General features: G+C 62.9%; 14 protein-coding genes and 4 tRNA genes. 11 read left to right on the top strand and 7 right to left on the bottom strand.

What is annotated here, in order from left to right:
- The first annotated feature begins 5 nt into the window (after positions 1-5).
- From tpiA to hemH, 5 genes are all read left to right on the top strand, one after another.
- Positions 6-788, top strand: coding sequence for a triose-phosphate isomerase (gene tpiA, locus H3S97_RS05420; protein WP_198177777.1), 783 nt, complete (start codon positions 6-8; stop codon positions 786-788).
- 60 nt (positions 789-848) lie between these two features.
- Positions 849-1097: a preprotein translocase subunit SecG gene (secG, locus tag H3S97_RS05415; RefSeq protein WP_198177778.1), complete on the top strand. Its 249-nt coding sequence runs from the start codon at positions 849-851 to the stop codon at positions 1095-1097.
- Between the two features lie 233 nt (positions 1098-1330).
- The gene (gene hemQ, locus H3S97_RS05410) at positions 1331-2089 is read left to right on the top strand and encodes a hydrogen peroxide-dependent heme synthase (RefSeq protein WP_198219889.1); all 759 of its coding nucleotides are present in this window, start codon (positions 1331-1333) and stop codon (positions 2087-2089) included.
- A gap of 3 nt (positions 2090-2092) precedes the next feature.
- Positions 2093-3490 carry an MFS transporter gene (locus H3S97_RS05405; protein ID WP_198219888.1) on the top strand — a complete coding sequence of 466 codons (1398 nt, stop codon included), beginning with the start codon at positions 2093-2095 and terminating at the stop codon, positions 3488-3490.
- On the top strand, positions 3483-4406 hold the full coding sequence (hemH, locus tag H3S97_RS05400) for a ferrochelatase (RefSeq protein WP_198219887.1): 924 nt from the start codon (positions 3483-3485) through the stop codon (positions 4404-4406). Before H3S97_RS05405 ends, hemH begins: the two co-directional genes overlap by 8 nt.
- Positions 4407-4499: 93 nt before the next feature.
- Here hemH and tal read toward each other — a convergent pair whose 3' ends face one another.
- Positions 4500-5609, bottom strand: coding sequence for a transaldolase (tal, locus tag H3S97_RS05395; protein WP_198219886.1), 1110 nt, complete (start codon positions 5607-5609; stop codon positions 4500-4502).
- A gap of 155 nt (positions 5610-5764) precedes the next feature.
- Positions 5765-7867, bottom strand: a complete 2103-nt coding sequence (gene tkt, locus H3S97_RS05390) for a transketolase (protein ID WP_198219885.1) — start codon at positions 7865-7867, stop codon at positions 5765-5767.
- A 184-nt stretch (positions 7868-8051) separates the two neighbouring features.
- On the opposite strand from tkt, the gene hrcA reads away from it, so the two are divergent.
- The gene (gene hrcA, locus H3S97_RS05385) at positions 8052-9125 is read left to right on the top strand and encodes a heat-inducible transcriptional repressor HrcA (protein ID WP_144085722.1); all 1074 of its coding nucleotides are present in this window, start codon (positions 8052-8054) and stop codon (positions 9123-9125) included.
- Between the two features lie 84 nt (positions 9126-9209).
- A complete protein-coding gene (gene dnaJ, locus H3S97_RS05380) occupies positions 9210-10346 on the top strand; it encodes a molecular chaperone DnaJ (RefSeq protein WP_198177784.1) in 1137 nt (378 codons plus the stop codon).
- Positions 10347-10356: 10 nt separating this feature from the next.
- On the opposite strand, the gene H3S97_RS05375 is transcribed toward dnaJ, so the two are convergent.
- The gene (locus H3S97_RS05375; RefSeq protein WP_198179650.1) at positions 10357-11151 is read right to left on the bottom strand and encodes a fructosamine kinase family protein; all 795 of its coding nucleotides are present in this window, start codon (positions 11149-11151) and stop codon (positions 10357-10359) included.
- A 145-nt stretch (positions 11152-11296) separates the two neighbouring features.
- On the opposite strand from H3S97_RS05375, the gene H3S97_RS05370 reads away from it, so the two are divergent.
- From H3S97_RS05370 to H3S97_RS05360, 3 genes are all read left to right on the top strand, one after another.
- Positions 11297-12172, top strand: a complete 876-nt coding sequence (locus tag H3S97_RS05370; RefSeq protein ID WP_029678827.1) for an undecaprenyl-diphosphate phosphatase — start codon at positions 11297-11299, stop codon at positions 12170-12172.
- Between the two features lie 518 nt (positions 12173-12690).
- Positions 12691-15858 carry an RCC1 domain-containing protein gene (locus tag H3S97_RS05365; RefSeq protein ID WP_332468267.1) on the top strand — a complete coding sequence of 1056 codons (3168 nt, stop codon included), beginning with the start codon at positions 12691-12693 and terminating at the stop codon, positions 15856-15858.
- 717 nt (positions 15859-16575) lie between these two features.
- Positions 16576-17229, top strand: a complete 654-nt coding sequence (locus H3S97_RS05360; RefSeq protein ID WP_198219883.1) for a helix-turn-helix transcriptional regulator — start codon at positions 16576-16578, stop codon at positions 17227-17229.
- A gap of 614 nt (positions 17230-17843) precedes the next feature.
- On the opposite strand, the gene H3S97_RS05355 is transcribed toward H3S97_RS05360, so the two are convergent.
- From H3S97_RS05355 to H3S97_RS05340, 4 genes are all read right to left on the bottom strand, one after another.
- Positions 17844-17916: transfer RNA gene (locus H3S97_RS05355), tRNA-Val, on the bottom strand.
- Positions 17917-17947: 31 nt separating this feature from the next.
- Positions 17948-18019, bottom strand: a tRNA-Val gene (locus H3S97_RS05350).
- A gap of 23 nt (positions 18020-18042) precedes the next feature.
- Positions 18043-18113, bottom strand: a tRNA-Cys gene (locus tag H3S97_RS05345).
- A 27-nt stretch (positions 18114-18140) separates the two neighbouring features.
- Positions 18141-18213, bottom strand: a tRNA-Gly gene (locus tag H3S97_RS05340).
- Positions 18214-18375: 162 nt separating this feature from the next.
- Here H3S97_RS05340 and H3S97_RS05335 point away from each other — a divergent pair.
- Positions 18376-19206: a PAC2 family protein gene (locus H3S97_RS05335; protein ID WP_045924425.1), complete on the top strand. Its 831-nt coding sequence runs from the start codon at positions 18376-18378 to the stop codon at positions 19204-19206.
- The last annotated feature ends 69 nt before the right edge of the window (positions 19207-19275 follow it).

Raw genomic sequence — 19275 nt, 5'->3', positions numbered from 1 at the left:
CTGGTATGGCACGCATTCCCCTGGTGGCCGGCAATTGGAAGATGAACTTCGACCACCTGGAAGCCACCTATTTCGTACAGAAGCTGGCCTGGCTCCTGCGCGACGCCCACTTCGACCGCAGACGCTGCCAGGTGGCTCTGATGCCCGCCTTCACCGCCCTGCGTTCCGTCCAGGTGCTGGTGGAGGCCGACAACCTGCCCATCGAGTATGGGGCCCAGGCCGTCTCCGTCACCGCCCAGGGTGCCTTCACCGGGGATGTGTCCGCGGATATGCTGGCTCAGCTGGGCTGCAGCTACGTCATCGTGGGCCACTCCGAACGGCGCAAGTACCATCCTGAGGACGATGCCAACATCGTCGACCAGGTCCGGGCCGTCCTGGCTGCGGACATGAAGCCCATCCTCTGTGTGGGGGAGAGTTATGAGGAGCGTCGCCAGGGCATCCAGCTGGACTTCGCCGTGGGTCAGGTCAACGACGTCACCCGAGACCTGGCCAAGGAGGACATGGAAAACCTGATCGTGGCCTACGAACCGGTCTGGGCCATCGGCACCGGCATGGTGGCCACCCCGGATACCGCCCAGCAGGCCGCCCGGGCCATCCGCGACCATATTTCAAGCAAGTTCGGAGAGTCTGCCGGCCAAGCGGTACGGATCCTCTACGGCGGTTCGGTCACCTCCAAGAATGCCTCCCAGATGATCACCCAGCCGGACGTGGATGGCTTCCTGGTGGGCGGCGCCTCCCTGGATGTGGAGGAGTTCGCACGTATTGTGCGACTGGCCGCCAAGGGCTGATGCGCTTTTCGACGGGTGTATGTATACTTGTTCCCAGTTCCTTACATGGAGGTATGTGCCGTGACCATTGTCAAGATTGTGCTTCAAGTCGTCGTCATCCTCGCCAGCATATTGCTGACCATGCTGATTCTGTTGCACAAGGGCAAGGGCGGCGGCCTGTCCGATATGTTCGGTGGCGGAATCGGCTCCAATGCCGGTACCTCGGGCGCAGCCGAGAAGAACCTGAACAGGCTGACCATTATCGTGGCCCTGATCTGGGTGGCCATCATCATCGCCTTGGACCTCATTGCCAAGTACAAGCTGGCCTGATTCCGACAACCAATATCTAAAATACCTGACCCCGGCATCGACCGGGGTTTTTCCATATCCGGACCACTTTGGTGCAATGCTCCTAGTCCTTGACTATTACCACAATATGTCATTCACAATGCATGGATAATCCAGCGATTCAGCCGGTTGACGGATAGAGTGGGTAACTGTGTGCCGAATCAGCGGCATATTACACGTTGTCGTGCAAGCTAAGCAAGCGAAAGGATGTGCTCATGGCTGAGCAAGCTGCACCGAGCCTGGAGGGCTGGTTCTGCCTCCACCTCTTCTGGAAGATCGATTGGGGCAAGTGGCGCCGGGTGCCCCAGGACGAGCGCCGGGAATGCCTGGATGGGTTCAAGACCCTGGCCGCACAATTGGACGAGGTCCAGTCCCAGGGCAAGGGAAGCCATTATTGGTGCCAGGTCAATGGGCAAAAGGCCGACCTGGGCCTGATGGTTCTCAGGGAGACCCTGGACCAGCTGCAGGAGGTAGAGACCTCCTTGGAGAAGCTGCCTCTCTCCGATTATCTGAAGCCGACCATCTCCTATGTATCGGTCACCGAGGTGGGCCTTTACTCGGGCGAACCGACAACAGACCGTGGTTGGTCCTACGTCAACGCCAGCCTGCATCCCAAGACGCCCGACAAGCCCTACATCTGCTTCTATCCCATGTCGAAGACCCGCGTCCCCGGCGCCAACTGGTACACGCTGCCCTACGACCAGCGCAAGGCCTACATGCACGACCATGGCAAGATCGGTCGCTCCTATGCCGGCAAGGTCTCCATCATCCTGACGGGCTCCATCGGCCTGGACGACTATGAGTGGGGCGTCACGCTCTTCGCCGACGACCCTGTCCAATTCAAGAAGATCGTCACCGAGATGCGCTACATCGAAGCCAGCTCCATCTACGGCGAATTCCCCTACTTCCTGGTGGGCACCCGGACCGATCCCGAGCGCATCGACAGGCTGCTCACGGACCAGTTGGGACAGTAACACATGTCGACAAGAGAGAGAAGATCGATCCTTTCCACGCCCATATGGTTCTTCATGGTCATCGTCTTCATCACCCAGCTGGATGGGGGAGCGGTGCCGACCATGCTGCCGTCCATCACACGGACCTTCGGCCTGACCACCATGGGCTCCTCCTGGGTGGTCGGACTCTACACCCTGGGCCTGGTGGTGGGCACCCCCATCACCTCCAACCTCTCCGACGCCCACGGGACCAGGAAGGTCTTCCTCTGGGAGCTGGCCTTCTGGTTCCTTGGATGTCTGATGACGGCGGTCTCGCCCAACTATGCGGTCATGCTGCTGGGCCGGTTCATCCAGTCCCTGGGAGACAGCGGCATCATGGTCCTGTCCATGAACGTCCTGCTGCAGCGAGCCCGCAGGAACAACCAGGGCAGGAAGGTCTCCACGGTGGGCATCATCGCCGGCCTTTCCGCCATGGTCAGCCCGGTCCTTTCGGGCATGCTCCTGGGCATCACCCACGGATGGCGGGCCTATTACTTCATGATGCTGCCTTTCCTGGCCATTTTGTTTGTTCTGGCCTGGTTCATGATGGGCGACTCGAAGACCGACCGCGCCTGGAAGACCGACTACCTGGGCCTGGGCTCCTTCAGTATCGCTCTGGCCCTGCTGATGGTGGCGATCACCTTCCTCCAGTACGGCACGACCTATCTGGCCCTGATCATTGGATGCCTCCTGGTCACCGTGGTTGCCGGTGCAATCTTCCTGGTGCATGAGCGCAATCTTGGCGGTTCAAGCGAGACCATGCCCTTCCTGCCCATCCGCCTGCTCAAGCTGCCCTCCTATGGGCTCACACTGCTGCTGGGAACGCTGGGAGGCATGTTCTTCTCCCTCTTCGTCTACATTCCGACCTATGTCCACTCCGTCTTCGGACTCCCGGTCCGCTCGGCCGGCATGGTCATGGTCGGCGTCGGGCTCGGCTCCGTGGTCGGGTCCTGGCTGGGCGGGCTCCTGGTCGACAAGTTCGGCTACCGGACCACGCTCGTCTTTTCGTCGTCGCTGATAGGCCTGATGGCCCTGGTGATCACCCTGACCCTGCACAACCTGCAGCTCTTCATGGTCCTGTCCTTCCTGATGGGGGTCGGCATGGGCTCCATGATGTCCTCGCCGCTCCAGGTCATCGCCGGAAGGCTGGCCGGGCCCGAGAACCGCATGCAGGCCATCGGCGGGCTGTCGGCCTGCAAGAAGATCGGCACCACCATCGCCCCCCTGCTCTTCGCCTCGGCCATTGAGCTGGGCAAGGTGGGCGGACAGGCCGGTCTGGCCTCCTACAGGAACATGTTCCTGGTGGTCATCGTCATAGCCCTGGTCAATATCGGCCTGACATACTGCATTCCATTTTCACAGAAAGAAGTTGCTGATGACTGAACCTACAGCAGTCCTCCTCATGGCTTACGGCACCCCCTACCAGGAGTCCGACATCAGGGGGTACTACACCAACATCCGCCATGGGCAGGAGCCCCCCAAGCCGCTCATGGACCAGCTGGTCGGCCGCTACAAGGCCATCGGTCTGCCCTCGCCCCTGGCCAGGATCACCACGGCACAGCGCGACGGCCTCCAGGCTGCGCTGGACAAGGCACATCCCGGCGCCTACAAGGTCTACGAGGGGCTGAAGTACATCACCCCCTTCATCAAGGATGCGGTCGACCAGATTGCCGCCGATGGCATCACCAGGGTGATCGGCCTGCCGCTGGCCCCGCAGTACTCCTCCTATTCGAGCGAGGACTACCACAACCGCGCCCGCAAGGCCATCGAGGCCCATCCGGGCATGGAGTACCTGCCGGTCCGGTCCTGGTGGAACCACCAGGAGCTGATCCACTTCTGGAGCGACCAGCTGGTGGCCAAGAAGGATCTGACCGACCGGCCGGACACCAAGGTGATCTTCAGCGCCCACTCCCTGCCCCTGCGCATCATCCAGGGAGGGGACCCCTACAAGGATGAGGTCATCGGTCTGTCCAATGCCGTGGCCCGGGCAGCCGGTCTCAATGAGGACCAGTACGTACTGGCCTGGCAGTCGGCAGGCCGCACCCAGGAGCCCTGGATCGGGCCTGATTTCGTCACCGTGGCCAAGGATCTGATCACCAAGAGCGGCATGAAGACCATTGTTTCCGCCTCCATCGGCTTCATCGCCGACAACCTGGAGATCTGCTACGACGTGGACATGGAGCTGGCCAAGGCCATCGAGTCCGCCGGCGGCACCCTGACCAGGCTGAACATGCCCAACGACAGCCCAGCCCTGATTGCCATCCTGCAGCAGGTGGTCGAGGAGACCAAGGCCGAGTAACTGATACAAATTGTGCCCCCGTCCGGTTTGAGCCGGACGGGGGCACAATCTTTATTGGCAGCGAGTGTCAGTCAGCGACTGTCAGTCAGGCGCTCAGCCGTTGACGCGGTCGATGCCCTTCTGCACGTCAGAGAGGACCGAATCCCAGGAGTCGATGAAGGCGGCGACGCCATCGGCCTCCAGCTTGTCGGTCACATCCTTGATGCTGATGCCCAGGTCTGCCAGCTTCTGCATCACTTGGTGGCTCTCCTCGTAGGTGCCCTTGACCGAGGGAGCGCCGTTGCCGTGATCGGCCAGAGCGTTCAGGGTCTTCTCAGGCATGGTGTTGACCACGTCAGGGGCCACCAGCTCGTCCACGTACTTGCAGTCGGAGTAGGCGGCGTTCTTGGTGCCGGTGGAGGCCCAGAGCGGACGCTGACGCTTGGCGCCCTTGGCTTCCAGGTCGGCCCAGCGGGGATCGCTGTCGAAGGCCTTCTCGAAGAGCTCGTAGGCCAGGCGGGCGTTGGCCACAGCAGCCTTGCCCTCCAGGGACTTGGCCTCGTCAGAGCCGTTGGCCTCCAGCAGCTTGTCAACCGCAGTGTCCACGCGGGAGACGAAGAAGGAGGCGACCGAGCCCATGTGCTTCAGGTCATGGCCGTTCTTGTCGGCCTGGACCATGCCCTCGATGAAGGCATCGATGACCTGCTTGTAGCGCTCCAGGGAGAAGATCAGGGTCACGTTGACCGAGATGCCCTTGGCCAGGGTGGCGGTGATGGCAGGCAGGCCCTCCAGGGTGGCGGGGATCTTGATCATGGCGTTGGGACGATCGACCTTGTTCCAAAGCTCTTCGGCCTGCTTCTCGGTCTCTTCGGTGTTGTGGGCCAGACGAGGATCGACCTCGATGGAAACGCGTCCATCTACATAGTCGGTCTTCTCGGCAACCTCGCGGAAGATGTCGGTGGCGTTGCGCACGTCGGTGGTGGTCAGCTCGCGGACGGCCTGCTCAACGGGGATGCGGCCCAGCTGCTTGAGCTGTTCGTCATAGGGACCCACCTGGCTCAGGGCCTTCTGGAAAATCGAGGGGTTGGTGGTCACGCCCACCACATTGCGCTCGGCGATCAGTTGCTGCAGATTGCCCGACTCGATGCGGGTGCGGCTCAGATCGTCCAACCAGATCGAGACACCTGAATCGCTGGTGCGCTGGGTGTTTGCATTTTCTGCCATCTTGTCACTCCTTATTTGGGTTCCCGATGGAATCACATTCACTATGCACTACCGGGAAGTCTGTTGCTGTATTCCCGCAGACCCGCGTTTCGGGCGTGCCTGCAGGGGAGGGGGCCGGCGTCGCGGACGGCCCCCGATTGATCACGGTGCCGGGTTCAGCGGGCCCGACGGACTTCCTCCAGGGAGGCCTGTGCTGCTTCGACCACATGATCGGCGGTGATGCCCAGGTCGCGCATGTTCTCGTCGCCGCTGCCCTGCAGGCCGAACTGCTCGATGGAGACGGGCTTGCCATAGCTGCCCAGGTACTTGTACCAGGGCGTGGCCAGTCCGGCCTCGACGGAGACGCGGGCCTTGACGGAGGCGGGCAGAACGGCTTCCTTGTACTCGTCGTCCTGCTCCTCGAACCACTCCATCGAGGGCACGGAGATGACGCGGGCCTTGACGCCCTGCTCAGCCAGGGTCTTGGAGGCTGCCACAGCGTGCTGCACCTCGGAGCCGGTGGCCATGATGAGCACATCCGGCTGACCCTCGGTGTCGACCAGCACGTAGGCGCCCTTGCGCACACCCTCGCGGGCCTTGGCCTTGGTCTCCTCCAGGGTGGGCACGCCCTGCCTGGTCAGGATCATGGCCGTGGGGTGGGTGTTGTCCTTCTCGAAGAAGGCGCGGTAGGCCTCAGCGGTCTCGTACTGATCGGCGGGGCGCACAACCTCCATCTGGGGGATGGCGCGCACGGCGGTCAGGTGCTCGATGGGCTGGTGGGTGGGGCCATCCTCGCCCAGGGCCACGGAATCGTGGGTCCACACATACAGGTTGGGGATGTCCATCAGGGCGGCCAGGCGCACCGAGGGGCGCTCATAGTCGCTGAACTGGAAGAAGGTCCCGTTGTAGGGCCTGGTGTCCGAACCCTGCAGGATGCCGTTGGTGATGGCGCCCATGCCGAACTCGCGCACGCCGAAGTGCAGCTGGCGGCCGTACTTGCTGGTCTTGGGCCACTGGACGGTCTTGTCGGCCTCGGGGGCGAAGGAGACGGCACCGTTGATGTTGGTGTTGTTGGAGCCGCCCAAATCGGCGGATCCGCCCCAGAGCTCGGGCATGATGGGGGCCAGGGCGTTGATGACTGCACCTGAAGCCTTGCGGGTGGCCACCTTGGAGCCGGGCTCGAAGCCAGCCTCCAAGTCGTCCAGGGCCTTATCGAAGCCCTCGGGCAGCTTGCCGGCATGGATGCGGTCGTAGAGGGCAGCCTTGTCGGGGTTGGCCTTGCGCCAGGCCTGGTACTTCTCGTCCCAGTCCTTGTGGGCGGCCAGGCCGCGCTGGGCGACCTCGCGGGCGTGGGCCAGGGCCTCCTCGTCGATCTGGAAGCTCTGCTCAGGGTCGTAGCCCAGGGTCTTCTTCAGGCCGGCGACGGCCTCGGCGCCCAGGGCTGAGCCGTGGGCTGAAGGATCGTTGGTCTTGCCGGGGGTGGGCCAGGCCATCAGGGTGTCCACCTTAATGAACTTGGGCCGGTCGGTGACCTGCTCGGCCTTCTCCAGGACGGCAGCCAGGCCCTCGACGTCCTCCTTGTAGGAGCCGTCGGGCTGGATGAAGCTGAACTCGTCGGTGTACCAGCCGTAGGCCTGGTAGCGCTTGAGGATGTCCTCGCCCAGGGCGATGCGGGTGTCGCCCTCGATCTGGATGTGGTTGGCATCGAAGATGACGGTCAGGTTGCCCAGGCGCTGGTCGCCGGCCAGGGAGCTGGCCTCGGAGGAGACGCCCTCCTCGACGTCGCCCTCGCCGCAGATGACCCAGACCTTATGGTCGAAGGGGGACTGCCCCTCGGGTGCGTCCGGATCCAGCAGACCGCGCTCGTAGCGCTGACCATAGGCGAAGCCCACGGCCGAGGCCAGACCCTGGCCCAGTGGGCCGGTGGTCATCTCGATGCCGGGGGTCAGGCCGTACTCGGGGTGGCCGGGGGTCCTGGTGCCGGCGGTGCGGAAGCGCTTCAGATCGTCCAGGGTCAGTCCGTACCCGGAGAAGTAGAGCTGCACGTACTGGGTCAGCGAGGCGTGGCCGCCGGAGAGAATGAACCGATCACGCCCAACCCAGTCGGGGTCGTTGGGGTCGTGACGGATGAAGTGCTGGTAGAGCGCGTAAGCGATGGGCGCCAGCGAAATAGGGGAGCCGGGGTGGCCGCTTCCGGCCTTCTCGACCGCGTCGGCCGAGAGGACCTTGGCCATCTTGACAGCCCGCTCATCGAGTTCGGACCATGTGAAATCTGCCATATGGTGCTGCTTTCCTTCCAATCTAGAGGTCTTCATGTTCGACTTGTGTCGAAAATGTTCGATTACCTTCACAATGCGTTTCCATCGTATCGGTTTGAGACGACACAATTCGGCTCTTCGCACGACGTTTTGGCACTCTCATGGCCCGAGTGCTAATAATGAAACCATGACGGAAGGAGCGACATTGCCTAATACCAGACGCATGCTGGTGCTGCGCGCGGTCGTCGAGGACTATATTCGTTCTCGCGAGCCGGTAGGGTCAGGTTCGCTCACCAGAAATCATCAGCTTGGAGTCAGCTCCGCCACCGTGCGCAACGACATGGCGGCCCTTGAGAGCGAGGGCTACCTGGTCCAGCCCCACACCTCGGCCGGCCGCATCCCCACCCAGAAGGGCTACCGTTACTTCGTCGACAGGCTGGCCACCATCGTGCCCCTGTCCGCCGCCCAGCGCCGTGGGATCAACGCCTTCCTGTCCGGGTCGGTCAATCTGGAGGACACCCTGCAGCACGCCGCCCGGCTTCTGGCTCAGATCACCGGGCAGATCGCCGTAGTGGCCTCGCCCTCCCTGGCCAGCTCGAACCTGCGCCGGGCCGAGCTTATAGGACTGAGCCGGGGGACCGTACTTATGGTGGTCATCACCGACACCGGCCGGGTGGTCCAGCGCACCCTGCACGGGCCCCTGCAGGAGGACCCGAACGCCCTGGCGGACCTGTCCGACAAGATCAACCGACAGTGCCAGGACCTGCCCCTGGACCGCGCCGCCGACCGCTGCCGCATGCTGGCCGATTCCCTCACCGAGGGCCGAGACAAGTCCATGCTGCGCCTGGTGGCCACGGTCTTCGACGAGATGGCCACCCGGGAACAGACCAGCGGCCTCTACATGGCCGGCACCTCCCAGCTGACCCACAGCCAGGCCGTCTCCCTGGGGGATCTGGGCTCGCTGCTGGACGCCCTGGAGGAACAGGTGGTGCTCATGCGGCTCATGCGGGCCCAGAGCGAGCTCTCGCGCGAGAGCAACGGAGTCAGCGTGGCCATCGGCACCGAGACCCGGACCCCGGAGCTGGCCCACGCCTCGGTGGTGACCAGCGGATACGGGCATGCCCGGTCCAGGCAGACCGACGGCTCCGAAGCGGACGAGCCCGTGGCCTTCGTGGGTTCCATCGGCCCGACCCATATGGACTATCCGGCGACCATGAGCGCGGTTCGTGCCGTGGCCTCCTATCTGACCGGTTTCCTGGCCGGCGACGGGGAGCCGTGACCGTCAGGGCAGCAGCATAAGTCATAGGTATCGTGGGCCCATGCAACTATGGGTCGAGAGGGCATCAAACGAAAAGGATGATCGGTGGCAGATTACTACGAGGTTTTGGGAGTCGAGCGCGGCGCGAGCGATCAGGACATCAAGCGCGCCTATCGCAAGATGAGCCGCAAGTACCACCCGGACATCGCCGGGCCTGAATACGAGGACAAGTTCAAGGAGGTCAATAGCGCCTACGAAGTGCTCTCCGACCCCGAGAAGCGGCGCATGTACGACGCGGGCGTGGACCCCAACGATCCCCAGGCCTCCCAGGGGGGCAGCCCCTTCGACATGGGAGACGTCTTCAACCAGTTCTTCGGCGGCGGCTTCGGAGGCACCACCCAGGGGCCCATTCCGCGCACCCAGCCGGGCCGGGACGCCCTGGCCCAGGTCTCCGTGGACATGAAGACAGCCATCTTCGGCGGCGTGGTACGCGCCCCCATCAGCACCTACGGCCTCTGCCAGGAGTGCGGCGGCTCGGGGGCCCAGAAGGGGACCTCCCCGGTGACCTGCCCGGTCTGCAACGGCAAGGGCTATGCCCAGAAAGTGGTGCGGACCCTGCTGGGTCAGATGATGAGCCAGGCACCCTGCGAGCGGTGCGAGGGCCACGGCACCATCATCGAGCACCCCTGCCCGGTCTGCAACGGCCACGGCCGTGTGCCTACCCGGCGCGAGGTGGGCGTCAACGTGCCCGCAGGCGTGGCTGACGGCTCCCGGCTGCGGCTGGCCTCCCAGGGCGAGGTGGGCGAGGGCGGCGGTGCCGCAGGCGACCTGTATGTGGACATCACCATCAAGCCCGACAAGCACTACACCCGCAGCGGGCAGGACCTGCACTGCTGGATCGCCGTGCCCATGACCTGGGCCGTGCTGGGCCACCAGGTCGACTTGGAGACCTTCGACGGCCAGCGCCAGGTGGATATCCCCGCCGGCTGCCAGCCTGACCAGGAGATCACCATCAAGGGCCTGGGCGTCACCAGACTGGGCAACCGGGAGGAGCGCGGCGACATCATCGTCCACGTGCTGGTCCAGATCCCCACCAAGCTGGACGACGATCAGCGCCGCCTGATTGAAGACTTCGCCAACAGCCACGACTCAGAGGCCAAGCAGGTCCCGCAGAGCGCCAAGCCTGCCGGAGTCGGGGGCCGCAAGGGGATCTTCGGCAAGCTCAAGGACATCTTCAGCTGAGGCGGCTGAGTCAGCCCAGCAGCGACCGGCACATGGACCGGTACTCGCTCACATAGCCGCCGCCGAAGAAGGCGCAGTGCCCGGCGATGGCGTAGAGCTGCCAGAGCGTGGTCCGGTTCTGGTAGCCGGCCGCCAGCGGGTGCACGCTCTGGTAGCCGTCCAGAATCTGCCCCAGGTAGGGGATGCCGAACAGCTGCAGCATGGCCAGGTCCTCCTCGCGGTGGCCGCCGTGGGCCGCAGGGTCGATCAGGACGGCCTGGGTGTTCCCGTCGTTCCTGGTCCACATGACGTTCCCGCTCCAGAGGTCCCCGTGGACCCGGGCGGGCTTGTCATTGGCGGCAGCGCCCAGCAGCTCCGGCAGAGCCTGGATCACCTCTTCGGTCATCTTCATGTCATCGCGGTTCAGGGCGCGCCGATCCATGGCCATGCCCACCATGGGCTCCAGCCGCCCCTTGGCCCAGTAGGTGGCCGGGTCGTCCCAGGCACCCACGTCCATGGGCAGCGGATCCTGCAGGGGTCCGAAGTAGCAGGTGCCCGTGTAGCCCTCGGGCGCGGAACCGAAGTGGTCGGCCCCGGCATCATGCATATGGGCCAGCTGAGCGCCGAAGCGGTAGGCCGCGCCGGGCGTGGGGGAGGCGGAGGTCACCTCCTCGATGTCCAGGTAGTCCGGGCCCCAGTCGTAGACGTCCACCACCCGGGGACCGCCCTGCGCCTGGGCCTGGCCCAGCCATTGCAGCCCGCGCCCCTCGCACTCGAAGAATCCCGCCGGGGCCCCGCCCCTGGATTTTCTGTAGGTCTTGGCCATGATGATCCACACCCCTATTCGTCGAGTCGTCGATTCCGACAAGACCCATTGTGGGCATTCTGCGAGACATGCCCGGCCCTTGGCTCTGCCTGCCCTGCGCGGTGGCTATGCTTGCCATTGTTGTCCGACATAGCAAGAGGGGTCCATGAATTTCTTCGAAGCCATTCTGTTCGGCCTGGTGCAGGCCCTGACGGAGTATTTCCCCGTCTCATCCAGCGCCCATATCCGCATCGTGGGCGGCCTGCTGGGCCAGGACCCGGGCGCGGCCTTCACAGCCATCATCCAATTCGGTACCGAGCTGGCGGTCCTGCTCTACTTCCGGCATGACATTGCCCGCATACTGACCCACTGGTTCCGCTGCCTGGCCGGCAAGGACGGCTCCTCCTGGCGTGAGCGGATGGGCTCCAAGGACCATGACGCGGCCCTGGGCTGGTACATCATTCTGGGCACCCTGCCCATCGTGGTGGCGGGCCTGCTCTTCCAGAAGATCATCGAGACCAAGCTGCGCAACCTCTGGATCACCGTGGTGGTGCTGATCGTCTTCGGCCTGCTGCTGGACTACTTCGACCGCCACGGCCGCCAGAACAAGGAGATCCGCCAGATGAGCGCCCGCGACGCCCTGCTCTTCGGCATCGGGCAGATGCTGGCCCTGATCCCCGGGGTCTCCCGCTCGGGTGGCACCATGACCTTCGGCCGCGCCCTGGGCTACACCCGCGAGTCCGCCACCCGGGTCAGCTTCCTCATGGCCATCCCCGCCGTCTTCGGCGCCGGCATCCTCGAGACGGTAAAATCCTTGAAGAACATCAACGCGGACGCCGCCTTCCCCGGCTGGGGGGCCACCATCTGCGCCACCGTGGTCAGCTTCCTGCTGGGATACATCGTCATCATCGCCTTTTTGAAGATTGTCTCGCGCTTCTCCTACCGGGGATTCGTCATCTACCGGATCGGCCTGGCCATCTTCGTGGCCATCATGCTCATGGTCGGCGCCCTGCCCGCAGTAGGCGGCGTAGCGGCCAGCTGAGCCTTAGTGAACTGCCGGGGGATTCGACGCTCGGATGGCTGCGTGATAGGATTTGCTCATGCGCTGCCCATGGTTGCGGGGGACTGGGTCAGCCAAGCGTTTGAATCCTTTGGGGAGGTTTGTTGTGGTTTCGTCGTCGACGTCTGCCGATTCTCGTACGCATAGGTTTGGCCTGCGGTCGCTCATGTCAGCAATGGTGCTGATACCCCTGCTGCTGACCGGCATGGCCACCGGCACCGTCTTCGCCTCCAGCTCAGATGTCAACGGGGGGGGGGGGTCGTTATACCGCTCAGGTAGATAACGGTTCCCTGAGCGATCTACAACCGACCAGTCTGCCTTCCCCCTCGCCGCTGAAGGCGTCGTCTGCTTCTTCTCCTGTTCAAACCCCGACAGGATCTTCCCAATCCCTTGGAATCTCGCCATCCAGCTCTTATTCACCTACTGGGACCCAGTCTGCTGCTGATTCTCATACTGTGGTGTTCGACCCTGCCGATGGAAGCAAAGCGGAAGGTGTAACTGTGCCGGATGGCGCTTTGGCTTCGCCTCCTGCCGATAATCCGAAGCGCGACGGCTACCGTTTCGACGGCTGGTCCGAGCATGACGCGATGATGGATTTCCGCACCCCGATCACCAAGGACATCACCTTGAAGGCCAAGTGGACCCCGGTGACTGATTGGGCGCTCAGCCCCGACCATGGTCCGACTTCCGGCGGCACCAGCATCACCATCACACCCCCGAGTGCAGACTCACCATCGTTCAGCGCATTGGAAGCCCATGACGACAAGCTGATCGGCGTGACCGGCGATGGCCGCCTGTACATCTGGACATCAAACGCTGAAATGCCTGTTCAGGTGCCATCGCCGCAGGGCGAACCCGGTGACGTGCGATTCGTGACTGGAATAGTTGGCCATAACGGCTTTGCAGCCTTGAGCAGGGACCACCGCATCTACACCTGGAGCAAAGGTGGGGATACGCCTGCCTTGCTTGACGCAGATTCCACGACGTACACCAGCATTGACATGGCTGCCGACCACCTCGTAGCAGTGAATCAGGATGGTCGTATACGCACATGGAGCATCAAGGGGGAGATGACAGGAAAGGCCATAAGCCTGCCCAAGCAGGCTTCAGCAATCAAGGTGGCTGGCAATGCTGATCGCCTGCTCGCCATGGACAGCAAGGGCAAAATCTGGGCTTGGAAGCCGGATGCCGTTGATACCGCTCAGATCCAACACGTCAAGATTGCTCACCGAATTGTTCAGATATCAGCCACGGATCATGGCTTTGTGCTTCTGGACTCAACCGGCCAGACCAGTTATCTGAACAACGGACAAACCCAGCCAGAATTGCTGATTATGCCCGACCATTCTGCCGTCGCAGCAATAAGCAGTGACGCTACACAAGCAGCGTTGGTTGATTCCAATGGTCTTGTCTGGGTCTGGAAGCCCGGCGAAGCCCCCAAGCGCGCGGACGACGGGAGCCAGCAGTACGTGCGGGCTGCAAGCATCGGCGGCGGGATCGCCGCCATCAGCAGGCAGGGCGGCCTACACCAGTGGAGCCTGGACAAGCAGGGCCAGCCCGGCAAGTCAGCCAGAATCTACACCACGCAGGCGTCCATCCTGGAATCAGCCAGCCTGGACGGCCAGCCGCTCAGCCTCACTGCGAAGAACAATGCCTGGCGGGCGGTCATGCCCGCCCGCCAGCCGGGACAGGCCGCTATCCTCATCACTGGCAGGCAGGACGGCAAGCCGTTCACCAGGAGCCTAAGGTACACGGTCGGCCAGCCGCTGGCACGGGCTGCGGAGCCAGGATCCGCGTTCACGGCCCGCTTCGACACAGGCGGCGGAAGCCCCACACCAGCAGACCAGCATGTCTCCGCCCCGTACAGGAGGGTGAAGCGCCCCTCCCCCGACCCGGCGCGCGATGGCTTCCTGTTCGACGGGTGGTTCACCGGGGATGTCGCCTACGATTTCAGCAGGCCCGTCGGCAAGGACCTGACCCTGACCGCCCACTGGACGCCCGCAGGCAGGAACACCAAGTGGAGCATCAGCCCCGACAAGGGCAGCCAGCTGGGCAGGGAATCCACGACCATCACCCCGCCCGACAGCGCCAGCCGGGGCATCAGATTCAGCCAAATCAGCGGATCAGAAAATGAGGACGGTGGTTTTTCATTGGCTGTGGGCAGCGACGGGAATGCCTACGCCTGGGGATACAACAACAACAGCCAGCTCGGCGACGGAACTACAAGCACCAGACAGACCACGCCGGTCATGGTGGGGAAACCTGCAGGCGCGCCTGCGAATTTCACCTACGTGCAGGTCAGCGCCGGATACGATCATTCGCTGGCCCTGGGCAGCGACGGGAACGCCTACGCCTGGGGATACAACGACTATGGCCAGCTCGGCGACGGGACGAGCACCGACAAGAATACGCCGGTCAGGGTGAAGACGCCTGACCGCAAGGCGTACCCGGACCTGCCTGCGGATTTCACCTACCTGCAGGTCAGCGCCGGAAACTGGTATTCCCTGGCTCTAGGTAGCGACGGCAACGTTTACGCCTGGGGATACAACGGCTATGGCCGGCTCGGCGACGGGACGAGCACCGACAAGAATGCGCCGGTCAGGGTGAAGACGCCTGACCGCAAGGCGTACCCGGACCTGCCTGCGGATTTCACCTACCTGCAGGTCAGCGCCGGAGCTTCTCATTCCCTGGCCGTGGGTAGCGACGGCAACGTTTACGCCTGGGGATACAACGGCTATGGCCGGCTCGGCGACGGAACGAGCACCGACAAGAATGCGCCGGTCAGGGTGAAGACGCCCGACCGGAAGACGTACCCGGACCTGCCTGCGGATTTCACCTACCTGCAGGTCAGCGCCGGAGCTTCTCATTCCCTGGCCGTGGGTAGCGACGGGAACGCCTGGGCATGGGGATGGAACGGCGGTGGCCAGCTCGGCGACGGGACAGGCAACAGCCGGAATGCGCCGGTCAGGGTGAAGACGCCCGACCGCAACACGTACCCGGATCTGCCAGCGGACTTCACCTACGTGCAGGTCAGCGCCGGAGGCGATCATTCCCTGGCCGTGGGCGGCGACGGGTACGCCTGGGCATGGGGATGCAATTTGTATGGCAACCTCGGCAACAGCAGCGGCAGCTCATCTGTTGTTCCTGTTCGCGTGCGCGACCCAAGCAGCCCCACCGACAAGAGCAAAGGACTGCAAGCCGCACAGGTCAGCGGCGGATACCATGATTCGCTGGCCGTGGGCAGCGACGGCAACGCCTACGCCTGGGGATACAACAACTATGGCCAGCTCGGCGACGGCACTACCAGCCGCAAGTCGGCTCCTGTGCCGGTGTCGTTCAACCTGCAGCTGGTGATCACCGGCATCAGGTTCGACCAGACCGCCGCATCAGGGCTGACGCGCGGCGACGGCAGCAGCGTCACCGTGACTACGCCCGCGCACCAGCCGGGCCCGGTCACCGTCAGCGTGGACTACACGCTGGGCGGCACACCCCAAACGCCCGACACCTCCCTTCGATACACGTACCTGCCTGCAGGCGTACTCCCCAAGGCCGGCGGGGAAGGCATCCTGCTCGCCCTCACTACGGGCATGACCGGCATGGGCGGGGTCCTGGCATCCCGCCGCCACCGCAGGGAACAACACCGACTGCTACATGCTTCGCACGAGTAAGAGCGGCCGGGCGGCGTATCAATCCCCCCGCCCCCGGCCCTACATAGGGGGAGCAGGGAGGAACGTGCCACTTTAGGCTCAAACCCCAAGAGAGCCGACACTTCCCTCCCGCGCCCCCACCACACTTCCGCAGGCAACAGCCGAGGACAGGCATGCACGCCCCCACCCCCGCCTGGAAGAGGAGGAAACAACGGCCAGGCCGCTGTTTACCCATTCAGACATGTGTCGTATCAACCTATTCAACTTCTTTGGCAAAGTCGTCTTCAAATCCAGCCGATCCCAAAATACGTGACCAGACTCACATTGTTCATGCACTTTGTCCTAGGCGCGCTACAGGTACTTATCCTCAGCTTCTGAATCACTCGGTTCCCCTTGATTACCAGGTGTCCGCTCTCATCCTGTCCTGCAGGATAGGTGGGAAGCGGCTTCGCTACAACGCTGCGTCCGTTACGACTGGCCGGGTTTGCGAAAAGCAAGATTCAGCCGCTTTCGTGCGCTACCATGAAAACTCCTTCGGTACTTCGGCTCTCCTGCGGCCTCGATAGGCCGTATGCAACGGACAGAAGTGCGCAAAAGAAGGTCTAATATACGGGAGTAGAGGAGGCCGATTGGCTGGTATGGAGGTGATGGACCATATCACGCCATCCAATGCCTTTCGCTTCCCGCAGCACCAACCGGTGGCTACAAGCCGCCCTGTTAGGATGTTGAGGATCAGCCATGCATTTCACAGTAGACAACCTTGAAGAGGTATTTCCCCTGGCAGAATTCATAGCCGATTCCTTCGGTCCCATGGCCGAGATTGTGGTGCATGACATCACCCGCCCGGAGAATTCCATCGTCTTCATCCGCAACGGCCAGCTCTCCGGACGCTCACTGGGCGACGGGATTACGGACCAGACGCTCCAGCTGGCCATACGGGCCGACCAGGACGGGGCCGACTTCGTCTCCGATTACCGTGGGCGCCGCCTGAACAAGCATGAGTTCCGCGTCTCCTCCTACCTGATCCGCAACCGGGAGCAGACCGTCATTGGCCTGCTCTGCATCAGCATCAACATCACCGAGCTGCAGCAGGCGGCGCATGTGCTGCAGACCCTGTCCTCGATCGATTCCAACGATGTGCAGATCTCAACCGAGACCTCCCGCCGCCACGTGAGCGAGGAGCCTGCCGAGAACATCCGCAGGATCACCAGGGATGAGGTCCGCCAGTTCAACATCCCCATGGACAAGCTGACCAAGCAGGACAGGCTGGACATCATCCGCAACATCAAGGACCGGGGCATCTTCCTCATCAAGGGCGCGGTAGGCATCGTCGCCCCCGAGCTCAAGATTTCGATCCCCACCCTCTACCGGTACCTGCAGGCCCTCAAATAGGGCCTAAAAAGTAAAACCTCCGGCGGCAGGAGAGGGGGGTATATTTCTGTGCCGCCGGAGGAGCTTTACAGCACGGCCGCCGCCACTGGCGACAACCGGGACGTGGCCACACAGACAGACCACGCAAGTATGACATAGGTAAAACAGGGAGCCCACAGTTTCCTCAAGCTGTGATGCATTGCAGAATCAGCCAGGCTAGTAACGTGCCCTCATTGGCCTAGGCCTTTCTTCATACTATCACCTCTTCAAGGATGCATCAGGTACTCCCGTTTCTGGCAGGTCCCCCGACCTGTTGCTAAGAGCAAATTATCACAAGGTCCCGGACATGCTCAACACTCCGTTCGCCATCCGCCATGACAACCGGCATTGCAGGGGCGGTTTGTGCATAATTCAGCGGAGTCGGCTGCCTAAAGCAAGCCCGAAAAATAAATCTCGGCTGGTCTGCTAACAATAATTTATTACCTGAATTTCCGATGAAGGAATCATTAGCCAGGAATCATTAGCCAGGAATCATTGGGGATTCGATCACTGACAATTCAGAAGGTTTATAAACTGCCGATTGCTGACTGAGAACTGTTAGTGGATGGAGAATAGGGGAGAGGGGAAAATCCAGGTGGGCGATGCAGGAATCGAACCTGCGACCCCTTCGGTGTGAACGAAGTGCGCTAGCCGCTGCGCCAATCGCCCGGATTGGGAAAGACCACCGAAGTGATCCTCGTGGGCGATACTGGATTCGAACCAGTGACCCCTTCCGTGTCAGGGAAGTGCGCTACCTCTGCGCCAACCGCCCGGGTCATTCTCGTTTCGAGAGAGAGGTGGGTACGAGAGTCGAACTCGTCTATACGGCTTTGCAGGCCGCTGCCTAACCGCTTGGCTAACCCACCGTATTGGTTAAACTGCTCGAAACCTCGAGCGGGCAACGGGACTCGGACCCGCGGTCTCGACCTTGGCAAGGTCGCGCTTTACCAACTAAGCTATGCCCGCACTTTCAACCTTCACCGTGGTGGTGACTGCCGAAGCACGTTGCACTACTGTAGCGTAGACCTCCGCACTTGGCAAAAAGCGCGTGTCGCCGCGTCATAGAGCCACCCTCCGCTGATGGCAAAGCCGCGCAATACAAGGCTTCCTACCGGTAGGGTGAGAGGTATGAGTGAAGAAGCCAGGCAGCACTGCACCATGGTGGCCGCCTTCGATGGCTGGAACGATGCGTGCTCAGCCTCGACCAACGTCATCCGCCACCTGTTGAACGTCTACGAGTCCCACGAGATCGGCAGCATTCCGGGCGACGGGTTCTATGACTACCAGATGTCACGGCCCATGCTCTGCCACGTGCAGGGTCGGCGGCGGATCATCTGGCCCTCCGCCAAGATCTACCGGGTGCGGATTGATGACACCCACACCCTCCTGCTGGAGATGGGCCCGGAGCCCAACTACCACTGGAGCGACTTCTGCCGGCGCAGCATCCACTGGGCCGAAGACGACGAGGCCGAGGCCATCATCACCCTGGGCGCCATGTTCGCCGACTGCCCCCACACCAGGCCCCTGCCCATCGACGACCTGGCCGGCGACCAGCCCAAGACCGACACCGACGGCCACTCCGGCCCCATAGGCATCCCCACCGTTCTGGACGCCCTGGCCACCCAGGACGGCTACAGCACCGAGTCCATCTGGGTCTCCGTGCCCCAGTACCTGGGCAGCGACGAGTGCGCCCAGGGCACCCTGCAGCTGCTGCAAAGGCTCTCGGCCATGCTTGGCGTCCACCTTGACGAGGGGGAGCTGCCACGCAAGGCCGCCGAGTGGAAGGCCCAGGCCGGCATGCTCCTGCGCTGCAACGACGACCTGGCCAACTACGTCCACCGTCTGGAGATGGATGTCGACCAGGCCCAGGTGGACGAGCCGGCCGCCGAAGAGCTGGTCCGGGAAGCCGAGGATTACCTGCGCTCCATGGGCAACAAAGGCCCCTCCTTGTCTGAGTGACGACCTAGGCTGTGGCTCGATAACCATGTCCAGCCTGCACCCTGTAACGCGGGCTCCGATAGCAAGGAC

Origin of the sequence: Bifidobacterium choladohabitans (assembly GCF_016102005.1) — a bacterium.
Classification (GTDB): domain Bacteria; phylum Actinomycetota; class Actinomycetes; order Actinomycetales; family Bifidobacteriaceae; genus Bombiscardovia; species Bombiscardovia choladohabitans.
Note: the sequence above shows the minus strand (reverse complement) of the source record. Positions and strands in the feature narration are given on the sequence as shown.